Below are 18,168 nucleotides of genomic sequence, written 5' to 3'. Positions count from 1 at the left end.
GATGGAGCCGGAGAAGCCGCCTACAGTCGTTGCCTTTCCCCGCCCGGTTTTGCAGGTCGCCTTTGATCGGGCCGAATTGATGCGCATCCTCGACCTTTATGGCCGGATGGTCGCGGCGGGCCAATGGCGCGATTATGCGATGGATTTCGGCAAGGAAGCCGCCAGTTTCTCCGCCTTTAAACGCAGCGCCGAAAGGCCGCAGGCGCGGATCGAAAAGCGCCCCTCGCTGCGCGGCAAACAGGGCATGTGGGCGCTTTACGGCGAGGCCGGGCAGGTACTCAAACGCGGCCACGAACTGGCCGGGGTGCTCAGCATCATCGAGCGCCGGTTGCTCAAGGCTGTCGAGGGTTAGAGGCTTTCCAGCGTCGGCACCAGCGCGTCGAAATGGTCGATCACCGCATCGGCCCCCAACTCCCCCGTCTGGCCCTGATTGAAGCCAAAGCTGCACACCACGCATGGAATGCCCGCCGCCTGCGCCGCGCCGGTGTCAAAATGGGTGTCGCCGATATAGGCGGTGCGCGGGGAGGACATCCCCGAACGCTCGACCATCAGATGAAGCAGATCGGGCAGCGGCTTTTGCCGCCCCGGACCCAGCGTGTCGCCCCCGATGATCGTATAGAACCGGTCCGTCAGTCCAAGTTCGCCAAACAATTTGCGCGCCAGGCGCTCCATCTTGTTGGTCACCACGGCCAGCCTGACCCCGCGCCCGGCCAGATCGTCGAGCATCTCCGCCCCGCCCGGAAACAGGCGCGAATGGACCGCGATATTGGCCTCGTAATAACGCACCAGTTCAGCCGCCATCGCGGTTAATCCGTCATGGTCGAGCGTCGCCCCCTGAACCGCCAGCGCGCGCTCCATCAGCACCCGCGTGCCTCCGCCCACAAGGCGCGGAATCATGTCGAGGGGAACCGTCGCAAAGCCGCCCTGTTCGAGCGCATGGTTGAGCGCCACGCCAAGGTCGAGCTTGCTGTCGATCAGCGTGCCGTCGAGGTCGAATCCGACGATATCGAAAGGAAAATTGTGCATGACTGATGCCGATGCCGCGTCCGTATGGAATCTGCAAGGATTTGCTGGCATGGGGGCGGTATGACAAATATCCCGACACCGCTCGCCGTCATCGTCCTTGCCGCGGGCAAGGGTACCCGCATGAAAAGCGACACCCACAAGGTGTTGCACCCGATTGCCGGAAGGCCGATGCTTGAGCATCTGCTTTCGAGCGCGGCGGATCTGGCGCCTGCGCGTCAGGTGGTCGTGGCGGGGCATGGCCGCGATCAGTTGGAAAAGGCGCTGGGCGCGCGGGCGGCCATCGCCGTGCAGGATCCCCAGCATGGCACGGCCCATGCGGTGCAGATGGCGCAGGACGCGCTGGCCGATTTTGATGGCGATGTGCTGGTGCTGTATGGCGATGTGCCTTTTGTCACGGCCGAGACGATGCGCTCGATGATCGAGCGGCTTCATGCCGATGATGCGCCCAAGGTGGTCGTTCTGGGCTTTGCGCCTGATGATGCGCTGGCCTATGGCCGCGTGATTGCCGATGGCGATGCCATTGTGAAGATGGTGGAGTTCAAGGACGCCACCGAGGCCGAGCGCGCGACGAAATTGTGCAATTCGGGCCTGCTGGCGGCGCGTTCGGGCGATCTTTTCGCGCTGCTGGCGCGGGTGGACAACAACAATGCGCAGGGCGAGTATTACCTGCCCGATATCGTCAATATCGCGCTGGCCGATGGGGATCGCGCCGCTGTGGTGGTGACCGCCGACCCCGACGAGGTGGCCGGGATCAACAGTCGCGCCGAACTGGCCGATGCCGAGCGCCGCTGGCAGGATCGCCGCCGCGCGCAGGCTATGGCCGATGGCGCCACGTTGATCGCGCCCGAAACCGTGTGGTTCAGTTGGGACACGCAGATCGGCCGCGATGTGCTGATCGAACCCAACGTCGTGTTTGGCCCCGGCGTGACCGTGGCGGATCACGTTACGATCCATGCCTTCAGCCATCTGGAAGGCGCGACCGTGGCCGGCAAGGCCGAGCTTGGCCCCTATGCCCGTCTGCGCCCCGGTGCGGATATCCGGGCCAAGGCCAAGATCGGGAACTTCGTCGAAATCAAGAAGGCGGCCATCGGCGAGGGCGCCAAGGTCAACCACCTCTCCTATGTCGGGGACGCCGAAGTGGGGGCGGGCGCCAATCTGGGCGCGGGTACGATCACCTGCAATTATGACGGCTATTTCAAATACAAGACCGTGATCGGCGAGCGCGCCTTCATCGGTTCGAACAGCGCGCTGATCGCCCCGGTGCGTATCGGCAAGGACGCCATTGTGGCCGCCGGCAGCGCCGTTTCGCGCGATGTGGGCGATGGTGAATTGCGGCTGGTGCGCGCCGAACAGATGGTCAAGCCCGGCTGGGCCGATCGTTTTCACGACGCGATGAAGAAGAAAAAGGCCGAAAAGCAGGGCTAAACCCGCTTAATCGGACAGAAAGCGTTTGCCCCCTATGGGGGCGGCAAGGAATGGCCGGGCATGGTCCGGCCACGGATGGATAAAGGGGCGGCTGAACATATGTGCGGGATTATCGGCATTGTCGGCAAGGAAGAGGTGGCGGATCGTCTGGTCGATGGTCTGCGCCGGATGGAATATCGCGGCTATGACTCGGCGGGCGTTTGCACCGTGTATGACGGCGAATTGATCCGCCGCCGCGCGCCGGGCAAATTGCTCAATCTGGTCAAGGAACTGGCGGTCAATCCCGCGCCGGGCAATGTGGGCATCGCCCACACCCGCTGGGCCACGCATGGCGCGCCCACGGCCGCCAATGCCCACCCCCATGCCACGGAAAAGCTGGCGCTGGTGCATAACGGCATCATCGAGAATTTCCGCCCCCTGCGCGAGGCATTACAGGCCAAGGGCCGCGTGTTTGAATCGGAAACCGATACCGAGGTGGTGGCCCATCTGGTTTCGGATCTGGTCGAGGGCGGACTGTCTCCGGTCGATGCGGTCAAGGCTGCGCTGCCGCAATTGCGCGGGGCCTTCGCGCTGGCGATTGCCTTCCGCGAACATCCCGACATGCTGATCGGCGCCCGTCTGGGTTCGCCTTTGGTGCTGGGCTATGGCGAGGGCGAGACTTTCCTCGGTTCGGACGCGCTGGCTCTGGCGCCTTTGACACAGCGCATCACCTATCTCGAGGAAGGCGACTGGGTCGTCATCCGCCGCGAAGGGGTGGAGATCTTCGACAAGGACAACAATCCCGTCACCCGCGCGATTGTGGCCTCGGGCGCTTCGGCGGCGGCGGTGGAAAAGGGTAATTTCCGCCATTTCATGCAGAAGGAAATCTACGATCAGCCGACGGTTGTGGCCCAGACACTGCAAAGCTATGTCCGCCGCGATGATGAAAGCGTGGCGCTGCCCCAGATCGACTTTGATCTGTCGGCGATCAAGCGCGTGACCATCGTGGCCTGCGGCACCTCGTATTACGCGGGCCTCGTGGCCAAATATTGGTTTGAGCATTTCGCGCGCCTGCCGGTGGACATCGATGTGGCGTCCGAATTCCGCTATCGCGATCCGGTGCTGGAGCCGGGCGGTCTGGCGATCTTCATCAGCCAGTCGGGCGAGACGGCCGATACGCTGGCCGCGCTGCGCCATTGCAAGGCCAATGGGCAGACCATCGCTGTGGTGGTGAACGTGCCGACTTCCTCGATGGCGCGCGAGGCTGATCTCCTGCTGCCTACCCATGCAGGGCCGGAAATCGGCGTGGCCTCGACCAAGGCGTTTACCTGCCAGCTTGCTGTGCTGGCCGCTCTGGCGGCGCATCTGGCGGTCAAGCGCGGGCGCATGACGCGCGATGAGGAGCGCGAAGTTGTGCGCAATCTGATCGAGACGCCCTCGGCGCTCAATGCCGCGCTGGCCTATGATGATGCGATTGCGGCCATGGCGCACCTTATCGCACCGGCGCGCGATGTGCTCTATCTGGGCCGTGGTCAGGATTATCCGCTGGCGCTGGAAGGCGCGCTCAAGCTGAAAGAAATCAGCTATATCCATGCCGAAGGTTATGCCAGCGGCGAGATGAAGCATGGGCCGATTGCCCTCATTGACGAGCATGTGCCGGTGATCGTGATCGCGCCATCGGGCCCGCTGTTTGAAAAGACCGTTTCAAACATGCAGGAAGTGCGCGCGCGCGGCGGCAAGATCGTGCTGATTTCGGATGCCGAAGGGCTGGCCGAGGCGGGTGAGGGCTGTATGGCCACCATCGAAATGCCTCAGGTCCACCCGCTGATCGCGCCCCTGGTTTACGCCGTGCCGGTGCAGTTGCTGGCCTATCATGTGGCCTGCGTTAAGGGTACCGATGTTGACCAGCCGCGCAATCTGGCAAAGTCGGTGACGGTGGAATAATTGACGGAATTGCGGGGGCGGGGACGGCAGAGTATCTGTTTGTTCCCGCCCCCTTTGTGACTTTAAAACGGCAAAGGGTTGATTGGCCGTTTACCAAATCCATTACACATGGTGATAGGCATTGCAGCGTAGGTTACTCTGCAATGACTCACGCGATTTCCTCCCCCGCGATTGGCGAATTGAGCATCTGGTCGGTGCTGGGCCTTTCTGGCCAAGGCACGGATGAATGGGCGCGGCTGCGCGGCCTGCAATATTCGCAACTTGCGCTGGTGGCGCGCGCGCGGATTTGGGCGCAGGCGCTGGCCGCAATCGTCTCGGTGCTGCTGTTTGCCCCCTTTGTCAGCCATCCGATGATCGGGGGGTGGCTGGGCGCTTTATGCGCCTCGTTAACCTATAGTGTGCGCAACGAAGGGCAGTTGAGCGACGCCGACCGCCGCGGCATGTTCAGCAATGAATTCCGCCGTCAGGCGCTTGGCACGATCATCAATGCGCTGGTCTGGGCCTCGCCTTTGCTGTTTTTCCTGCCTCAGGCGCCGGTGCATCTGCGCTATGAATTCTGGACCGTGCTGGCAATGCTGATGACCGTTTCGGCGGTGATCGTGCCCACGGTGCCTTTGTCCACGCTGCTGTTTTCCACGATTGTCGGCTGCGGCTCGGTGGTGGGCTTTTTCACGCTGCTTCAGCCGGGCATGGCGGGGGTAGCGGCGCTGTTTGTGGCCAGTATCGCGCTGGGCACGATCGAGGCCTCGCGTCATTTCCTTGCCTCGCGCCTTGCGGTGGCGGGCATGGCCGAACGCAACGAGGTGGTGAGCCTGCTGTTGCGTGAATTTGATGAGGATGAGGCCGACTGGCTGTGGCAGACCGACGCCCAGCGCCGGGTGCGCGCGGTGTCGGAACGTTTCGCCGAAGCCATGGGCATGGCGCCCAGCGAGATCGAGGGCGCGGGATTTCTTGCGCTGTTGCTGGGGCCGGGCGGCGATCCGCGCTCGGGCGAGGGGCGCGGGATTGAGCGCGGGACGGTGCCCGGGCTCAAGGAACTGGAAGAAAAGTTCAAGGCGCGCGAGAGTTTCTCGAACCTCGTGGTGCGCGTAATGGTGCAGGGCACGCGGCGTTACTGGTCGCTGTCCGGCGCGCCGCGGTTCGATGATGTGGGGGCCTTCATGGGCTTTCGCGGCGTGGCATCGGATGTGACCGAGCAGCAGGAAACTAGTGAGAAGATTGCCTATCTGGCGCGCTATGACACGCTGACCGGGCTGCCCAATCGCATGATGGTGATTGATGCGCTGGAAAATGCGCTGGTCGCCGCGCGTGAGGGCGATGGGCAATGCGCCTTCATGATGATCGATCTCGACCGGTTCAAGGCGGTAAATGACACGCTGGGCCATCCTGTGGGCGATCAGTTGCTGAGCCAGGTGGCCGAACGTTTGCGCGTGCTGATGACGCCCAATTCGCTGTGCGGGCGGCTGGGCGGTGATGAATTTTGCGTGGTGCTGCGTCAGGCCAATGAGCGCACGCTCGTGGCCCGTTTGGCCCAGGCGATCATTGCCGACCTCTCGCAGCCCTATTTCGTCGATGGCCATGAATTGACCATCGGCGCCTCGGTCGGCTCGGCCTTTGGCCCGGTCGATGGAGGCAGCGTGCCGGCCCTGATGCGCAATGCCGATTTCGCGCTTTATCGCGCCAAGCGCAACGGGCGCGGCATGCATTCGGCCTTTGACGAAGCGCTGCGCGCCGAGGCCGAGGCGCGCGCCTGGCTGGAAGAGGCCCTGCGCGCGGCGGTCGAGCGGCAGGAATTCGAGATGTTCTATCAGCCCGTCGTCGACGCGCCCAGCGAACGGCTGGTGGGCTTCGAGGCTTTGCTGCGCTGGAACAGCCCCGAATTGGGCCGGGTTTCGCCCGACCGCTTCCTGTCGCTGGCCGAGGACACGCGCCTCAGCCTGCCGATCGGTGCATGGGTGCTGAAAGAAGCCTGCCATCAGGTCGCGCAATGGCCCGGAAACCTGCGAGTTTCGGTCAATGTATCGGACAAGCAGGCGCTGGATCCGGCCTTCATCGATCATGTCGTCACCGCGCTGGCGGTCAGCAATCTGGCGCCGCAACGGCTGGAAATCGAGGTGACCGAGAGCCTGTTCCAGCGCGACCCTGCGCTGGCGCGCGCCACGATAGAGCGGCTGACGGCGCTGGGCTGTTCGGTGATCCTTGATGATTTCGGCGCGGGGCAAGCCTCGGTCGCGATCCTGTGCGAGATGCGGTTCGACGCGATCAAGCTGGACCGGGCGCTGATGAAAGGCGCGGCTTCGGGCAATGCGGAAAGCGTGGCGATGATCCGCGCCGCTGTGGCGATCGCCGACAGTCTGGAAATGATCACCATCGCCAAGGGTGTGGAAACCCCGCAAGAGCTGGAAATCGCCTGCAAACTGGGTTGTCGCCGCCTTCAGGGGCTGGCCTATGGCGAGGCGCGCGGGGTGGAGGAAGTGCGCGATCTGTTCGGCACCCGCTCAATGCCGGTGGCGCAACAGGAAAAGGCGGGCTGACCGTCTGGTCAACCCGCCTTTCTGATCCCATCGTTTGAAGCGATCAGGCGCTCAGCAGCGCCTTGGTCACGCCTTCGAACAGCGCGCGGCCATCGGTGCCGCCCTGCGCCGCCTCGATGAAGCGTTCCGGGTGGGGCATCATGCCCAGCACATTGCCGCCTTCGTTCAGCACGCCCGCGATGTTGCGGGCCGAACCATTGACGTCCTCGGCATAGCGGAAAGCCACGCGGCCTTCGCCTTCGATGCGGTCAAGCGTGGCATCGTCGGCAAAGAAATTGCCGTCGTGATGCGCCACGGGGATGGTGATCGTCTGACCCTTGAGATAGCGATGCGTGAAGGCGCTGGTGTTGTTGTCCACCGTCAGCTTCACTTCGCGGCAGACGAAGCGGATACCGGCATTGCGCATCAGCGCGCCGGGCAGCAGGCCTGCCTCGGTCAGCACCTGAAAGCCGTTGCACACGCCCAGCACCTTGACGCCGCGATTGGCCGCTTCGATCACGGCGCGCATGATCGGGCTGCGGGCCGCCATCGCGCCGCTGCGCAGATAGTCGCCATAGGAGAAACCGCCGGGCAGGGCGATGAAGTCCAGACCTTCGGGCAGGGCGGCATCGCCATGCCAGACGCGGTGAACCTCGCCGCCGCAGACCTGCTCAACGGCCACGGCCATGTCGCGGTCGCAATTCGATCCGGGAAAGGTGATGACTGCCGAACGCATGGCTTACACCCTCTCGATGCGGTAGTTCTCGATCACCAGATTGGCGAGCAGCTTCTGCGCTATCTCTTCAAGCGCTGCATCGCTGACCGTCTCGTCCACTTCCAGCTCGATCAGGCGACCGGCGCGGACGTCGGAAACGCCCGAAAAGCCAAGGCCTTCGATGGCATGGTGGATCGCGCGGCCCTGCGGATCGAGCACCCCGTTCTTGAGGCTGACGTAAACGCGCACTTTCATCGCTGGGCGGCCTTTCTGTTATGGCACCCGATCGGGTGCGATGCACCGATGATGCATCATGGTAGAATCGGCCCCGCCTATGGCGCGCAATGGCGCAAAAGCCAAGGGGGCGCGGGCCTTTTGACGTCAAAAAGCCCGCACTGCCCCTTTAACGCGGTGCAATGGCCGCGCGGTCGCCGCCCAGCGCGCGATAGAGGCCGACCAGATTGCTGGCCCGCGTATACTGAGCCGACACCAGCGTCTTTTCGGCCGAATAGAGCGCCTGCTGCGCGGTCAGCGCATCGAGCCATGTGCCGATCCCGCCTTCATAGCGGCGGTTGACCAGACGGTAGTTGTCGGACGCCGCATCGCGCCCCGCGCGCACGGCCTCCACCTGCGCCTCGATCGTGCCGCGCCGGGCCAGAACATTGGCCACATCCTGAAACGCGGTCTGCACCGTCTTGCGATAGGTGGCGATCGCCGCATCGCGCTGGGCCTGACTGACGCGATAGGATGCTTTGGCCGCGCCGCCCTTGAAGATCGGCCACGAGGCCGCCGAGGTAAGACCCCATGCGAAATTCGTGGGCGAAAACAAGCTGGAAAGCGCAGTGGTCGCCACGCCCGCAACGCCCGTCAACGTGATTTTGGGATAGAGCGCCGCGCGCGCGGCATCGACATTGGCATAGGCCGAACGCAGCGAAAATTCCGCCTGCGCCACATCGGGGCGGCGCAGCAGGATCGAGGAATCGAGCCCCGCCGCCACCGGCGCCAGACGCGAGGCCGCATCATCAATCGAAGCGGGCAACAGATCGCCCGGCACCTCATCCCCCACCAGCAGGCGCAGCGCATTGAGATCCTGCGCCACCGCATTGGTCTGGGCCGCGACATCGGCCTGCGCCGTGCGCAGGGTCAGTTCGGCCTTGCGCTGATCGGCCAGCAGGCCGATCCCGCCATCGACCCGCCGCTTGGTCAGCGCCACGCTCTTTTCCGCGCTGGCCGCCGTATCCTGCGCCAGTTTCAGCAGACTGCGATCCGCCGCATAGGTCAGCCAGCCATTGGCGACATTGGCGATCAGCGACAGGCGCGTGGCGCGCGATCCGGCCTCGCTGGCCAGATAGGTCGCCTTGGCCGCCGCCGTCAGGCCGCGCACGCGCCCGAACAGATCAACCTCATAGCTGGCCAGAGTGCCGGTCGCGCTGGCCGAATCGCCCTTGGTGGTCGCCCCGGCCACGCGGGTCCCATCGCCGCCCGCATGGGTGAAACCGCCATTGGCGTCGATTTCGGGAAAGAGCGCGCCGCGCTGCACCAGATACTGATTGCGCGCCGTCTCGATATTGGCGAGCGCCACGGCCAGATCCTGATTCCTGGCCAGCGCCAGTTCGATCACCTTGACCAGACGCGGATCGGCCAGAACCTGCGCATAGGAATAGGACGGCAGCGCCGCATCGCCGGGCAGGACATAGGCCTCGCCCTTGGGCCAGGCGGCGGGGATCGGCAAGGGCGCGGGATCGGCGGGCTGATCGGCGCGCGGGCGGGCTTCGAGTCCTGCCGGGACGACCACCAGAGCGAGAGCCGCAATCAGGGAGAGGTTCTTCATGCCACCGCTCCCTGATCGTCCGCTTTCTTGCGGCGGAACTGACGGAAACCGCCGCGCACCAGCACGAAGAAGAGCGGAATGAAGAAGATCGCCAGACCTGTGGCGGTCAGCATCCCGCCGATCACCGAAGTGCCGATGGCGATGCGCGCATTGGCGCCCGCCCCCGTGGCAATGGCCAGCGGCAGCACGCCGAAGATGAACGCGCAGGACGTCATCAGAATGGGCCGCAAACGCATCCGCGCCGCATCCAGCACGGCCGTGATCGGATCCTTGCCCGCCTTTTCGCCCTGTTCGGCAAATTCGATCATCAGGATCGCGTTCTTGGCCGCCAGACCCATCGTCGTCGTCAGACCGATCTGGAGATAGACGTCATTCTGAAGCCCGCGCAGGGTGACCAGAGCCACCGCGCCGACCAGACCCACCGGAATGACCAGCAGCACGGCAAAGGGAATGCTCCAGCTTTCGTAAAGAGCCGCAAGGCACAGGAACACCACGATCAGCGACACCGAATAGAGCAGCGGCGCCTGACCCGAGGACAGGCGTTCCTGATAGGAGGCGCCCGACCATGCGATCGACACATCGGGATATTGCGCGACCAAAGCCTCGAACGCATTCATCGCATCGCCCGAGGAATAGCCCTGCGAGGACTGGCCCGAAACCTCGAAATTGGGCGTGCCCGAGAAGCGGTAGGTCGCATTGGGCGCCTTGCTCCACGTAAAGCTGGCAAAGGCCGAGAAGGGGACCATCTTGCCGCTGCTGTTGCGCACCTGCCATTGCGACAGATCCTCGGGGCGCGAGCGGAACTGGGCATCGCCCATTACATAAACGCGCTTCACACGCCCGCGATCCACGAAGTCATTGACATAGCGCCCGCCCCAGGCGGCGGCCAGCGTGGTGTTCACATCCGAAGGCGCGACACCCAGCGCGGTCAGCTTGGCCGTGTCAGTGGTGATCTTCAGCGTCGGTTGATCGGGCAGTCCGGTCAGGCGGACGTTCGAAAGCTGGGGCAGCGTGCGCGCCTCGGCCAGAATTTCGTCACGCAGCTTGGCAAAGGCTTCGGCATCCATGCCGCCGCTGTTCAGCACCTCGGCGGTAAAGCCGGTGGCCTGACCAAGGCCGCGTACAGTGGGCGGTTGCAGCGCATAGAATTCCAGATCGCGATAGCCGCCGCTGATCGCGGCAGTCGCACGGCGCGTGATGGCCTCGGCCGAATTTTCCGTGCCCTTGCGTTCGTCCCAGTCGGTCAGCGAGACAAAGCCGCGACCCGCGTTCTGGCCGCTGCCGCCGCCCTGCGAACCGCCCGCCACGACCAGAACCGCATCAATGTTCTTCTTGTCGTGCTGGAGGAAATATTTCTCGATCGCCAGCTGTGCTTCCTGCGTGCGCTCCAGAGTGGCGCCGGCGGGCAACTGGAAGCTGATCTGGGCCATGCCCTGATCTTCCGAAGGCAGGAAGCCCGTGGGCATCCGCACAAACAGCACGACCAGCGCCACCAGCACCACGCCATAGGCCACAATCGGAATGCGCTTGTGCGTCGCGGCCCAGCTCGCCTTGGGGTGATACCATTCGAGCAGGCGCCCGAAATAGCGCTCGAAACGGACCCGCATCCAATGGCTGGCCCGGCCTACCAGCGAGGTTTCATCCTCATCCTCGGGCCTTTTCAGGATCGTCGTGGTCAGCGCGGGCGAGAGCACCAGCGCCACCACCACCGAAAGCGCCATGGCCGACACGATGGTCAGCGAGAACTGGCGATAGATCACGCCCGTCGAGCCGCCAAAGAAAGCCATCGGCATGAACACCGCCGAAAGCACCAGCGCGATGGCGATCAGCGCGATGGAGATTTCCTTCATCGATTCGATGGTCGCCTCACGCGGGGTCATGCCCGGATTTTCGGCCATCAATCGCTCGACATTCTCCACCACCACGATCGCGTCATCGACCAGCAGACCAATGGCCAGCACAAGGCCGAACAGCGTCAGCGTGTTGATCGAATAGCCCGCCACCGCAAAGATCGCGAAAGTCCCCAGCATCACCACCGGCACCGCAATCGCCGGGATCAGCGTCGCGCGCCAGCTTTGCAGGAAGACGAACATCACGATCACCACCAGAATGATCGCCTCGAACAGCGTTTCCACCACGTCGGCCACCGACTTGGAGATGAAGCGCGTCGAGTCATTGGCAAAGCCATAGGTATAGCCCGCCGGGAAGCTCTTGGAGAGCTCAGCGAACTTGGCCTTGACCAGCTTGGCCGTAGCCAGAGCGTCCGCCCCCGGCGCCAGCGAGATGGCCAGCGCCGCGCCCGGATGGCCGTTGACGCGGCTGACCACGCCATAGGATTCCGAACCCAGCTCAATGCGCGCCACGTCCGAGAGGCGCACCGTTGCGCCGCTGCTGGCGCTCTTCACCACGATCTGGGCAAATTCGGCCGGGCTGGTCAGGCGCGACTGGGCGGTCACGGTGGCGTCCAGCATCTGGCCCGCAGGCGAGGGGACAGCGCCGATTTCGCCAGCGGCCACTTCGGCGTTCTGCGCGGTGATCGCGGTGATGATGTCGGAGGGCATCAACTGGTTGGCGGCCAGCTTGTTCGGGTCCATCCAGACGCGCATCGCATATTGCGCGCCAAAACCGTTGGTCTGGCCCACGCCCTCGATGCGCCCGATCGGCTCCTGCAACCGGCTCGCCAGAAAGTCGGAAACGTCGATATTGGTCGTGCGGTCATAGGTGTCGGCCACATAGGCCACGAGCAGGAAGTCGGGGTTCGACTTCGTGACGCGCACGCCCTGCTGCTGCACCACCGAGGGCAGGCGCGAGAGGGCCTGCTGCACCTTGTTCTGCACCTGCACCTGGGCGATGTCGGGGTTGGTGCCCTTTTCGAACGTGGCCGAAATCGACACCGAGCCCGAGGAACTCGAGGTGGAGGAGAAGTAGAGCAGCCCGTCAAGGCCGGTCAATTGCTGCTCGATCACCTGCGTGACGCTGGTTTCCAGAATGGCGGCCGACGCGCCCGGATAGGTGGTGTTGATGTTCACCTGCGGCGGGGCGATATCGGGAAACTGTTGCACCGGCAGGGTCGAAACCCCGGCGATACCGGCCAGCATGATGATGATCGCGATCACCCATGCAAAGATCGGACGGTCAATAAAGATGCGCGACATGACGCTTTTTCCCGTCTCTTACTTTGCGGAGGGCTTTTGGGCTGAGGACTTGTCATGGGCCTTGATGCCCTGCGGCGTGCTGTCGGGCACGGCCACCACGACCTGACCCGGACGGATCTTGCCAAGGCCCTGCGTGATCAGCTTGTCGCCCGGTTTCAGACCATCGGTCACCACCCATTGGTCGCCGATCGTGCGGTCGGCGGTCACCTTGCGGATCTCGGCCTTGCTGCCCGCGCCCAGCACCATCACCGTGGCGCCCCCACGCGGATCGCGGCTGAGCGCGCCCTGCGGCACCAGCACGACCTTGCTCTGCTTGCCCTGCGACACGCGCGTGCGGACAAACAGGCCGGGCAGCAGCGTGCCGTCGGGATTGGCGAATTTGGCGCGCAGCGCGACCGTGCCGGTGGTGGTGTCGACCGTGACTTCGGAAAATTCCAGCGTGCCCGGGATCGGATATTCGCTGCCGTCCTCAAGGATCAGCTTGACCTTGCCGACTTCCTTGATGCCGCCATCGGCAAATTCCTTGCGCAGCTTCATCAGGCTGGCGCTGCTCTGCTGAATATCGACATAGATCGGGTCCAGCGTCGAAATCACCGAAAGCGGATCGGTCTGGTTCGCCGTCACCAGCGCACCCTCGGTATAGAGCGAGCGGCCGATGCGGCCTGTGATCGGCGCGGGAACGGTGGTAAAGCGCAGGTTGACCTTGGCGCTGGCCAGAGCGGCGCGATATTGCGCGACAGAGGCGGCGCTGGTGCGCGCGGCGGCGGCGGCATCAGTGTAATCCTGCTGGGCCACGGCCTGATCCTGCGCCAATGGCTTGTAGCGGTCGGCCTTGACCTTGGCGGCTTCGGCGCTGGCCTGCGCGCTCACCAGATTGGCGGCGGCCTGATCGGCGGCGGCGCGATAGACGCTGGGGTCGATCTGATAAAGGGGCTGGCCCTGATGGACCAGTTGGCCTTCGGTGAACAGGCGGCGCATCAGCACGCCCGACACCTGCGGGCGGACCTGACCCTGGCGATAGGGGGCGGTACGGCCCGGCAGTTCGATTTCGAGCGGAACCTCGGTCAGCGTGACCTGTGAAAAGCCGACCTGCGGGGTCTTTTTGTCGCGTTGCGGGCCGCCCGAACACGCGGACAATGCCAGCGCAAGGCTGACAGCCAGCATGGCAGGCCCACCCGCAAGGGAGGCAAGGCGACGGCTATGAAACATGGAGGGCCCCCGGTACTGATACAATCGTTCTATAGCTTGCGGCTTTCCGGTCACAGGCCACAAACGTCAAGGGTGCCAAAGGAGCAGAATGTCGGAAAAAGGGTAATTATTTGTCGCAAGGCGTACGCTGTTTCGCTCACTTTACGGCCATTCGGTAAAATCACGAGGCCGGGGCATCGCCGCGGGAAACAAAACCGCTTTCATGCGTTGTCATCCCTTGCGGCTTTGCGGCCGGTTCCTTGGAGGCCGTGGATGGCTCGGGCGCCGCTGCAGAGGCGGGCAGGACCGTGATCCGCACCGCATCGCGCGCGGCCAGATAGCGCCGCGCAGCGGCCTGCACCGCCTCTGGCGTTACGGCGCGCAACCTTTGCGCCGCATGGACCTGACGCTCGATCTGATCGGGCTCGCTCTGGGCCAGCGCGACAATGCCCAGCCAGCCGCCATTGGTGTTGAGCGTATTGTCGATCGTTTCCAGCAAGGGCTGACGTGCGCGCAGCATCAGATCGTCCGAAGGCGGTGTTTTGGCCAGTGCCTCCACCGCTTCGTCAATCGCCTGCTTGGCCACATCCACGCTGTTCACATCGACCGACGCGGCCACCGCGAAAGTGCCGTAATCGCGCCACACCCGGCTCAGATCGCTGCTGGCGCTGGGCGAATAGGAACGGCCCAGTTTCTGGCGCAAGGTTTCCGTCAACTGGATGCGCACCACCCGCTGCAGCATGTTGAACACCTGCTTTTCATTGGGATCGCGATCATCGCGCGTGGGCCACACGTCATAGATCAGCGCCTGATCCGCAGGGCCGGTATGGGTCAGAGTGCGATCCCCCCGCCGGCTGGTAAAGGGCCGTTTGCGCTGGTCATCATACTGGCGAAACTCGGCCTCGCGCGGGGGCAGCGCGCCAAAGGTGCGCGCCACATCAGCAATCGCGGCCTCCTCGTCCAGATCGCCGACAAGACCGATCTCGATGGCCCCATGCTGCAGGCGCTCGCTGATATCGGCCTTCAGCTTGGCAAAGGTCAGGCCGCGATAGGCGGTGACGGGCTGCAACGTGAAGCGCGGGTCATTGTCCGACAGAATGCCGCCGATGGCGCTCTGCAACGCGCTGCTCGGCGTGGCGCGCAGGCGCAGGAACATCGTGTTGGCGTTCTGGTGAAAGATATTCTCGCCCTCTTGCCGATAGCCCGGATCGGTGATCAGTGCGGCCATCATCTGAAGCTGGAGCAGGAGATCCTTGGGCCGCGTCCCCGCCGATGCGTTGAAACTGTCGCCCGTGGCGGTCAGGCCAAGGCTGACCAGATGGCCTGCGGTCAGCGACTGCATCTCGTCCAGCGTATGTTTGCCAAGCCCGCCCGTGCCCATCATCGCGGTCATTTCCACGGCCAGCGGATTGCCGCTGGTGGCCAGCATCTGTCCGCCATCAATCGCCATATGCACCAGCACCGATTGCCGCGAGAGCGTGGTGCGCTTCAGGTTCAGCCGGACGCCATTGGCAAAACGGATCTCGCGGATACCGAAAAAGGGCTCGCGCTTGTCCTCAACCACGCGGCCCGGCGCGCCGAAATCGGTATAGGCAAAGGGGGCGGGCGGCGGCTCCATGATCGTGGGCAGGGGGGTGGTGGATGCCTCGTTCCACGCCGTGCGGATGGCGTCGGCCCCGCCATCGGGCGCGCGCCGCCCGGTAAAGCGGATCAGCGGATTGTCGAGCGCGGCCATATCGGCCTTGACGGCGGCCAGCACGCGCTCAGGCGTCAGGCCGGGGGTCTGCGCCTTGATGAAGGCTAGGTTGGCGTTCGGATCGGACGGGATCGCCCCTCCGCGCAGCATCCCCAGCGCCGCATTGGCCAGCGCCACGCTGCCCTGCGTTTCCTCGCGCGCCGCCGCCGTTTCGGCAAGGCTGGTCAGCACCGCCACCTGCTCGTCGATCTCGCGCTGGGTAAAGCCCTGCTCGATCGCACGGCGCACCTCGGTGGTCGCGGCGGTCAGCGCGCGGCGCCAGCGTCCGTCGATCGAATCGACATTGATCGCCGTATCGCGCCCGGCGTGGAAAATGTCATTCGTGCCGAACTGCGCCGCGCGGAAGGGCGGATCGAGCCGCCGCGACAATTTCTGCAGCCGCCGGTTGATGATGGCATAGCCCACCGTGCCGGCCAGGCCTTTGCGTCGGTTGGCCCATGTGTCGGGCTCGTCGCGCCATGCGCTGCGCCGGGTGATGGTGATATGTTCGGACAGCGAGGGGTCGAGATAGATCGAATTGCGCCCCGCATCAGCCCCGTCAATCGGCCCCGCCGAAGGCTGCGGCGCGGCGGGCGATGGTGCCCAATCGCCAAAGCGGGAGCGGATCTCGGCCTCGACCGCGACGACATCGAAATCGCCCACCATTACCAGCACGGCCTTTTCCGGCACATAATTACGGCGCCAGAACGCGCGCAGCGCTTCGGCCGTGGCTCCGCCCAGCGTTTCCTCGGTACCGATGGGGCTGCGTTGCAGATAGCGCGATTTGGGATCGACAAAGGCGTAGCGGTCCTGCGCCTCGCGATACTGCCAGTTATTGCGGTCGCGCTTTTCCGACAGGATCACGCCGCGCTCATTGCTCACGCTCTCGGGCGAGATGGTCAGTTCGCCCGCCGTTTCGCGCATCAGCATCAGGGCCGTGTCGATCAAATCGGGCGTGTTGCGCGGCAGGTCTAAATGATAAGTCGTCGTTTCATAGGTGGTAAAGGCGTTGGTATGCGCGCCAAAGGCCAGCCCCTTGCGTTCTAGCAGGCGCACCATCTCGCCCTGCGCGACATGGGTGCTGCCCTGAAACGCCATATGTTCGACGAAATGGGCAAAGCCGCGCTCCTGCTCGCCCTCGTCCAGCGAGCCGACATCAAAGCGCATCCGCACCGCGATTTCGCCCTTGGGCGTTTCATTGTGGCGCAAGATATAGCGCATGCCGTTGGGCAATTGGCCAAAGCGATAGGCCGGGTCGGGGGCAATATCGCTCTTTTGAAACGGCCATGTGCCGATATTGGCGGCGATGGCGCGATGCGCCGCGCCATGTTGCGGCAAAGGCGCCGGACGCGCCCACAGCGGGGCGGCAACCAGTCCGAACAGGGCGGCTCCGAATAGGGCGGCAGGGGCAAACGAAGTACGAAGCGGCTTCATGGCCTCAGAGTAAGGGCGAAAGCCGCGCAGGGGAAGCGGACAATTGTCGCCGGATCCTCCGGGCGCAGGAACGGCATCGGCCAGTTTTATCCGTTATCGAAGCGTTTATGGCGCAACCGGATAATTGCGGATACGAGATCCAGGCCGGACCCAACTCATAGGATTGGCCGCATACAAAAAGGGGCGCCCCGGTGTGGAGCGCCCCTTTTGTTCAGACCCGAAAGCCGCCGGCTTACTTGCCGCGCAGCTTGCGATGGTGGTTCAGGTCGAGAACCTCGCTCGGTCCTTCATTGTCGAGCAGGCCAAGACGGCGCGCGACTTCCTGATAGGCTTCTTCCTCGCCGCCCAGATCCTGACGGAAGCGGTCCTTGTCCAGCTTCTCGCCCGAATTCATGTCCCACAGGCGGCAGCCGTCGGGGCTGATTTCATCGGCCAGGATCACACGGCTGTAATCGCCATCCCAGATGCGGCCGAATTCGAGCTTGAAGTCGATCAGACGGATGTTGATCGCCGCAAACATGCCGCACATGAAATCGTTGATGCGGATGGCCATGCTGGAAATGTCCTGCATTTCCTCATTGCTGGCCCAGCCGAAGCAGGCGATGTGCTCTTCGGCGATCATCGGATCGCCCAGCGCATCGTCCTTGTAGTAATATTCGATCAGCGTGTGGGGCAGCGGCTCACCCTCGGGGATGCCCAGACGCTTGGAAATCGAACCTGCGGCCACATTGCGCACCACCACCTCGATCGGCACGATTTCGCACTGGCGCACCAGCTGTTCGCGCATGTTCAGGCGGCGGATGAAGTGGGTCGGGATGCCGATATGGTTCAGGCGGGTGAACACATATTCGCTGATGCGATTGTTGATCACGCCCTTGCCGTTGATCGTGCCCTTTTTGAGCGCGTTGAAAGCGGTGGCATCATCCTTGAAATACTGGATGATCGTGCCCGGCTCAGGACCCTCGTAAAGGATCTTGGCCTTGCCTTCATAGATCTGACGGCGACGCGACATGGGCTTTCCCCTAATTCCTGACTGGATCGGCGATACATGCCTTTGGCGCCCAGCGCCGCCAAAAGGCAAGCCCCGGAATGCGGAAAAATTCGGCGACAATACCGCCAGACTCCGGGAAAGGGCGGGCCTTTAGCCGAAGCAGGCCCCGGCATCAACCTTTGTCCGACACGCTTTGTCGAGATTGAACGATAGGGCTGATGCTTTTAGGTAA

12 protein-coding genes are annotated in these 18,168 nt (G+C 63.8%); 4 read left to right on the top strand and 8 right to left on the bottom strand.

Features of this window, described 5'->3' with window-relative positions; translation table 11 throughout:
* The first annotated feature begins 1 nt into the window (after position 1).
* Positions 2-352 carry a DUF2794 domain-containing protein gene (locus BGP00_RS05805; RefSeq protein ID WP_168604593.1) on the top strand — a complete coding sequence of 117 codons (351 nt, stop codon included), beginning with the start codon at positions 2-4 and terminating at the stop codon, positions 350-352.
* Here BGP00_RS05805 and BGP00_RS05800 read toward each other — a convergent pair.
* Positions 349-1,026, bottom strand: a complete 678-nt coding sequence (locus tag BGP00_RS05800) for an HAD-IA family hydrolase (RefSeq protein ID WP_292690118.1) — start codon at positions 1,024-1,026, stop codon at positions 349-351. The genes BGP00_RS05805 and BGP00_RS05800 overlap by 4 nt on opposite strands.
* Positions 1,027-1,086: 60 nt before the next feature.
* Here BGP00_RS05800 and glmU point away from each other — a divergent pair, with 60 nt between their 5' ends.
* The 3 genes from glmU to BGP00_RS05785 all read left to right on the top strand — a co-directional run bounded on the left by glmU (position 1,087) and on the right by BGP00_RS05785 (position 6,908).
* The gene (glmU, locus tag BGP00_RS05795) at positions 1,087-2,451 is read left to right on the top strand and encodes a bifunctional UDP-N-acetylglucosamine diphosphorylase/glucosamine-1-phosphate N-acetyltransferase GlmU (protein ID WP_292690120.1); all 1,365 of its coding nucleotides are present in this window, start codon (positions 1,087-1,089) and stop codon (positions 2,449-2,451) included.
* 99 nt (positions 2,452-2,550) lie between these two features.
* Positions 2,551-4,374: a glutamine--fructose-6-phosphate transaminase (isomerizing) gene (glmS, locus tag BGP00_RS05790; RefSeq protein ID WP_292690122.1), complete on the top strand. Its 1,824-nt coding sequence runs from the start codon at positions 2,551-2,553 to the stop codon at positions 4,372-4,374.
* A 143-nt stretch (positions 4,375-4,517) separates the two neighbouring features.
* The gene (locus tag BGP00_RS05785; protein WP_292690124.1) at positions 4,518-6,908 is read left to right on the top strand and encodes a bifunctional diguanylate cyclase/phosphodiesterase; all 2,391 of its coding nucleotides are present in this window, start codon (positions 4,518-4,520) and stop codon (positions 6,906-6,908) included.
* Between the two features lie 43 nt (positions 6,909-6,951).
* Here the strand turns inward: BGP00_RS05785 and purQ are convergent, their stop codons facing one another.
* From purQ to purC, 7 genes are all read right to left on the bottom strand, one after another.
* On the bottom strand, positions 6,952-7,623 hold the full coding sequence (gene purQ / locus BGP00_RS05780; protein ID WP_168604597.1) for a phosphoribosylformylglycinamidine synthase subunit PurQ: 672 nt from the start codon (positions 7,621-7,623) through the stop codon (positions 6,952-6,954).
* Positions 7,624-7,626: 3 nt separating this feature from the next.
* Complete coding sequence (gene purS, locus BGP00_RS05775; RefSeq protein ID WP_292690127.1) at positions 7,627-7,857, bottom strand: phosphoribosylformylglycinamidine synthase subunit PurS; 231 nt, start codon at positions 7,855-7,857, stop codon at positions 7,627-7,629.
* 148 nt (positions 7,858-8,005) lie between these two features.
* Complete coding sequence (locus BGP00_RS05770) at positions 8,006-9,433, bottom strand: efflux transporter outer membrane subunit (protein WP_292690129.1); 1,428 nt, start codon at positions 9,431-9,433, stop codon at positions 8,006-8,008.
* Entirely contained in the window at positions 9,430-12,588 is a 3,159-nt protein-coding gene (locus tag BGP00_RS05765) for an efflux RND transporter permease subunit (protein ID WP_292690132.1), read from the bottom strand. Before BGP00_RS05765 ends, BGP00_RS05770 begins: the two co-directional genes overlap by 4 nt.
* Positions 12,589-12,606: 18 nt before the next feature.
* Positions 12,607-13,797 (bottom strand): efflux RND transporter periplasmic adaptor subunit, encoded by a 1,191-nt coding sequence (locus BGP00_RS05760; protein ID WP_292922923.1) that lies wholly within the window; start codon positions 13,795-13,797, stop codon positions 12,607-12,609.
* A 160-nt stretch (positions 13,798-13,957) separates the two neighbouring features.
* Positions 13,958-16,945: an insulinase family protein gene (locus tag BGP00_RS05755; RefSeq protein ID WP_292690135.1), complete on the bottom strand. Its 2,988-nt coding sequence runs from the start codon at positions 16,943-16,945 to the stop codon at positions 13,958-13,960.
* A gap of 232 nt (positions 16,946-17,177) precedes the next feature.
* Positions 17,178-17,957 (bottom strand): phosphoribosylaminoimidazolesuccinocarboxamide synthase, encoded by a 780-nt coding sequence (gene purC, locus BGP00_RS05750; protein WP_168604603.1) that lies wholly within the window; start codon positions 17,955-17,957, stop codon positions 17,178-17,180.
* Positions 17,958-18,168: the final 211 nt, after the last annotated feature.

It is taken from the genome of Novosphingobium sp. 63-713 (assembly GCF_001898925.1).
Lineage (GTDB): Bacteria > Pseudomonadota > Alphaproteobacteria > Sphingomonadales > Sphingomonadaceae > Novosphingobium.
The sequence above is the reverse complement of the archived record's forward strand: the minus strand, read 5'-3'. Positions and strand labels throughout refer to the sequence as shown.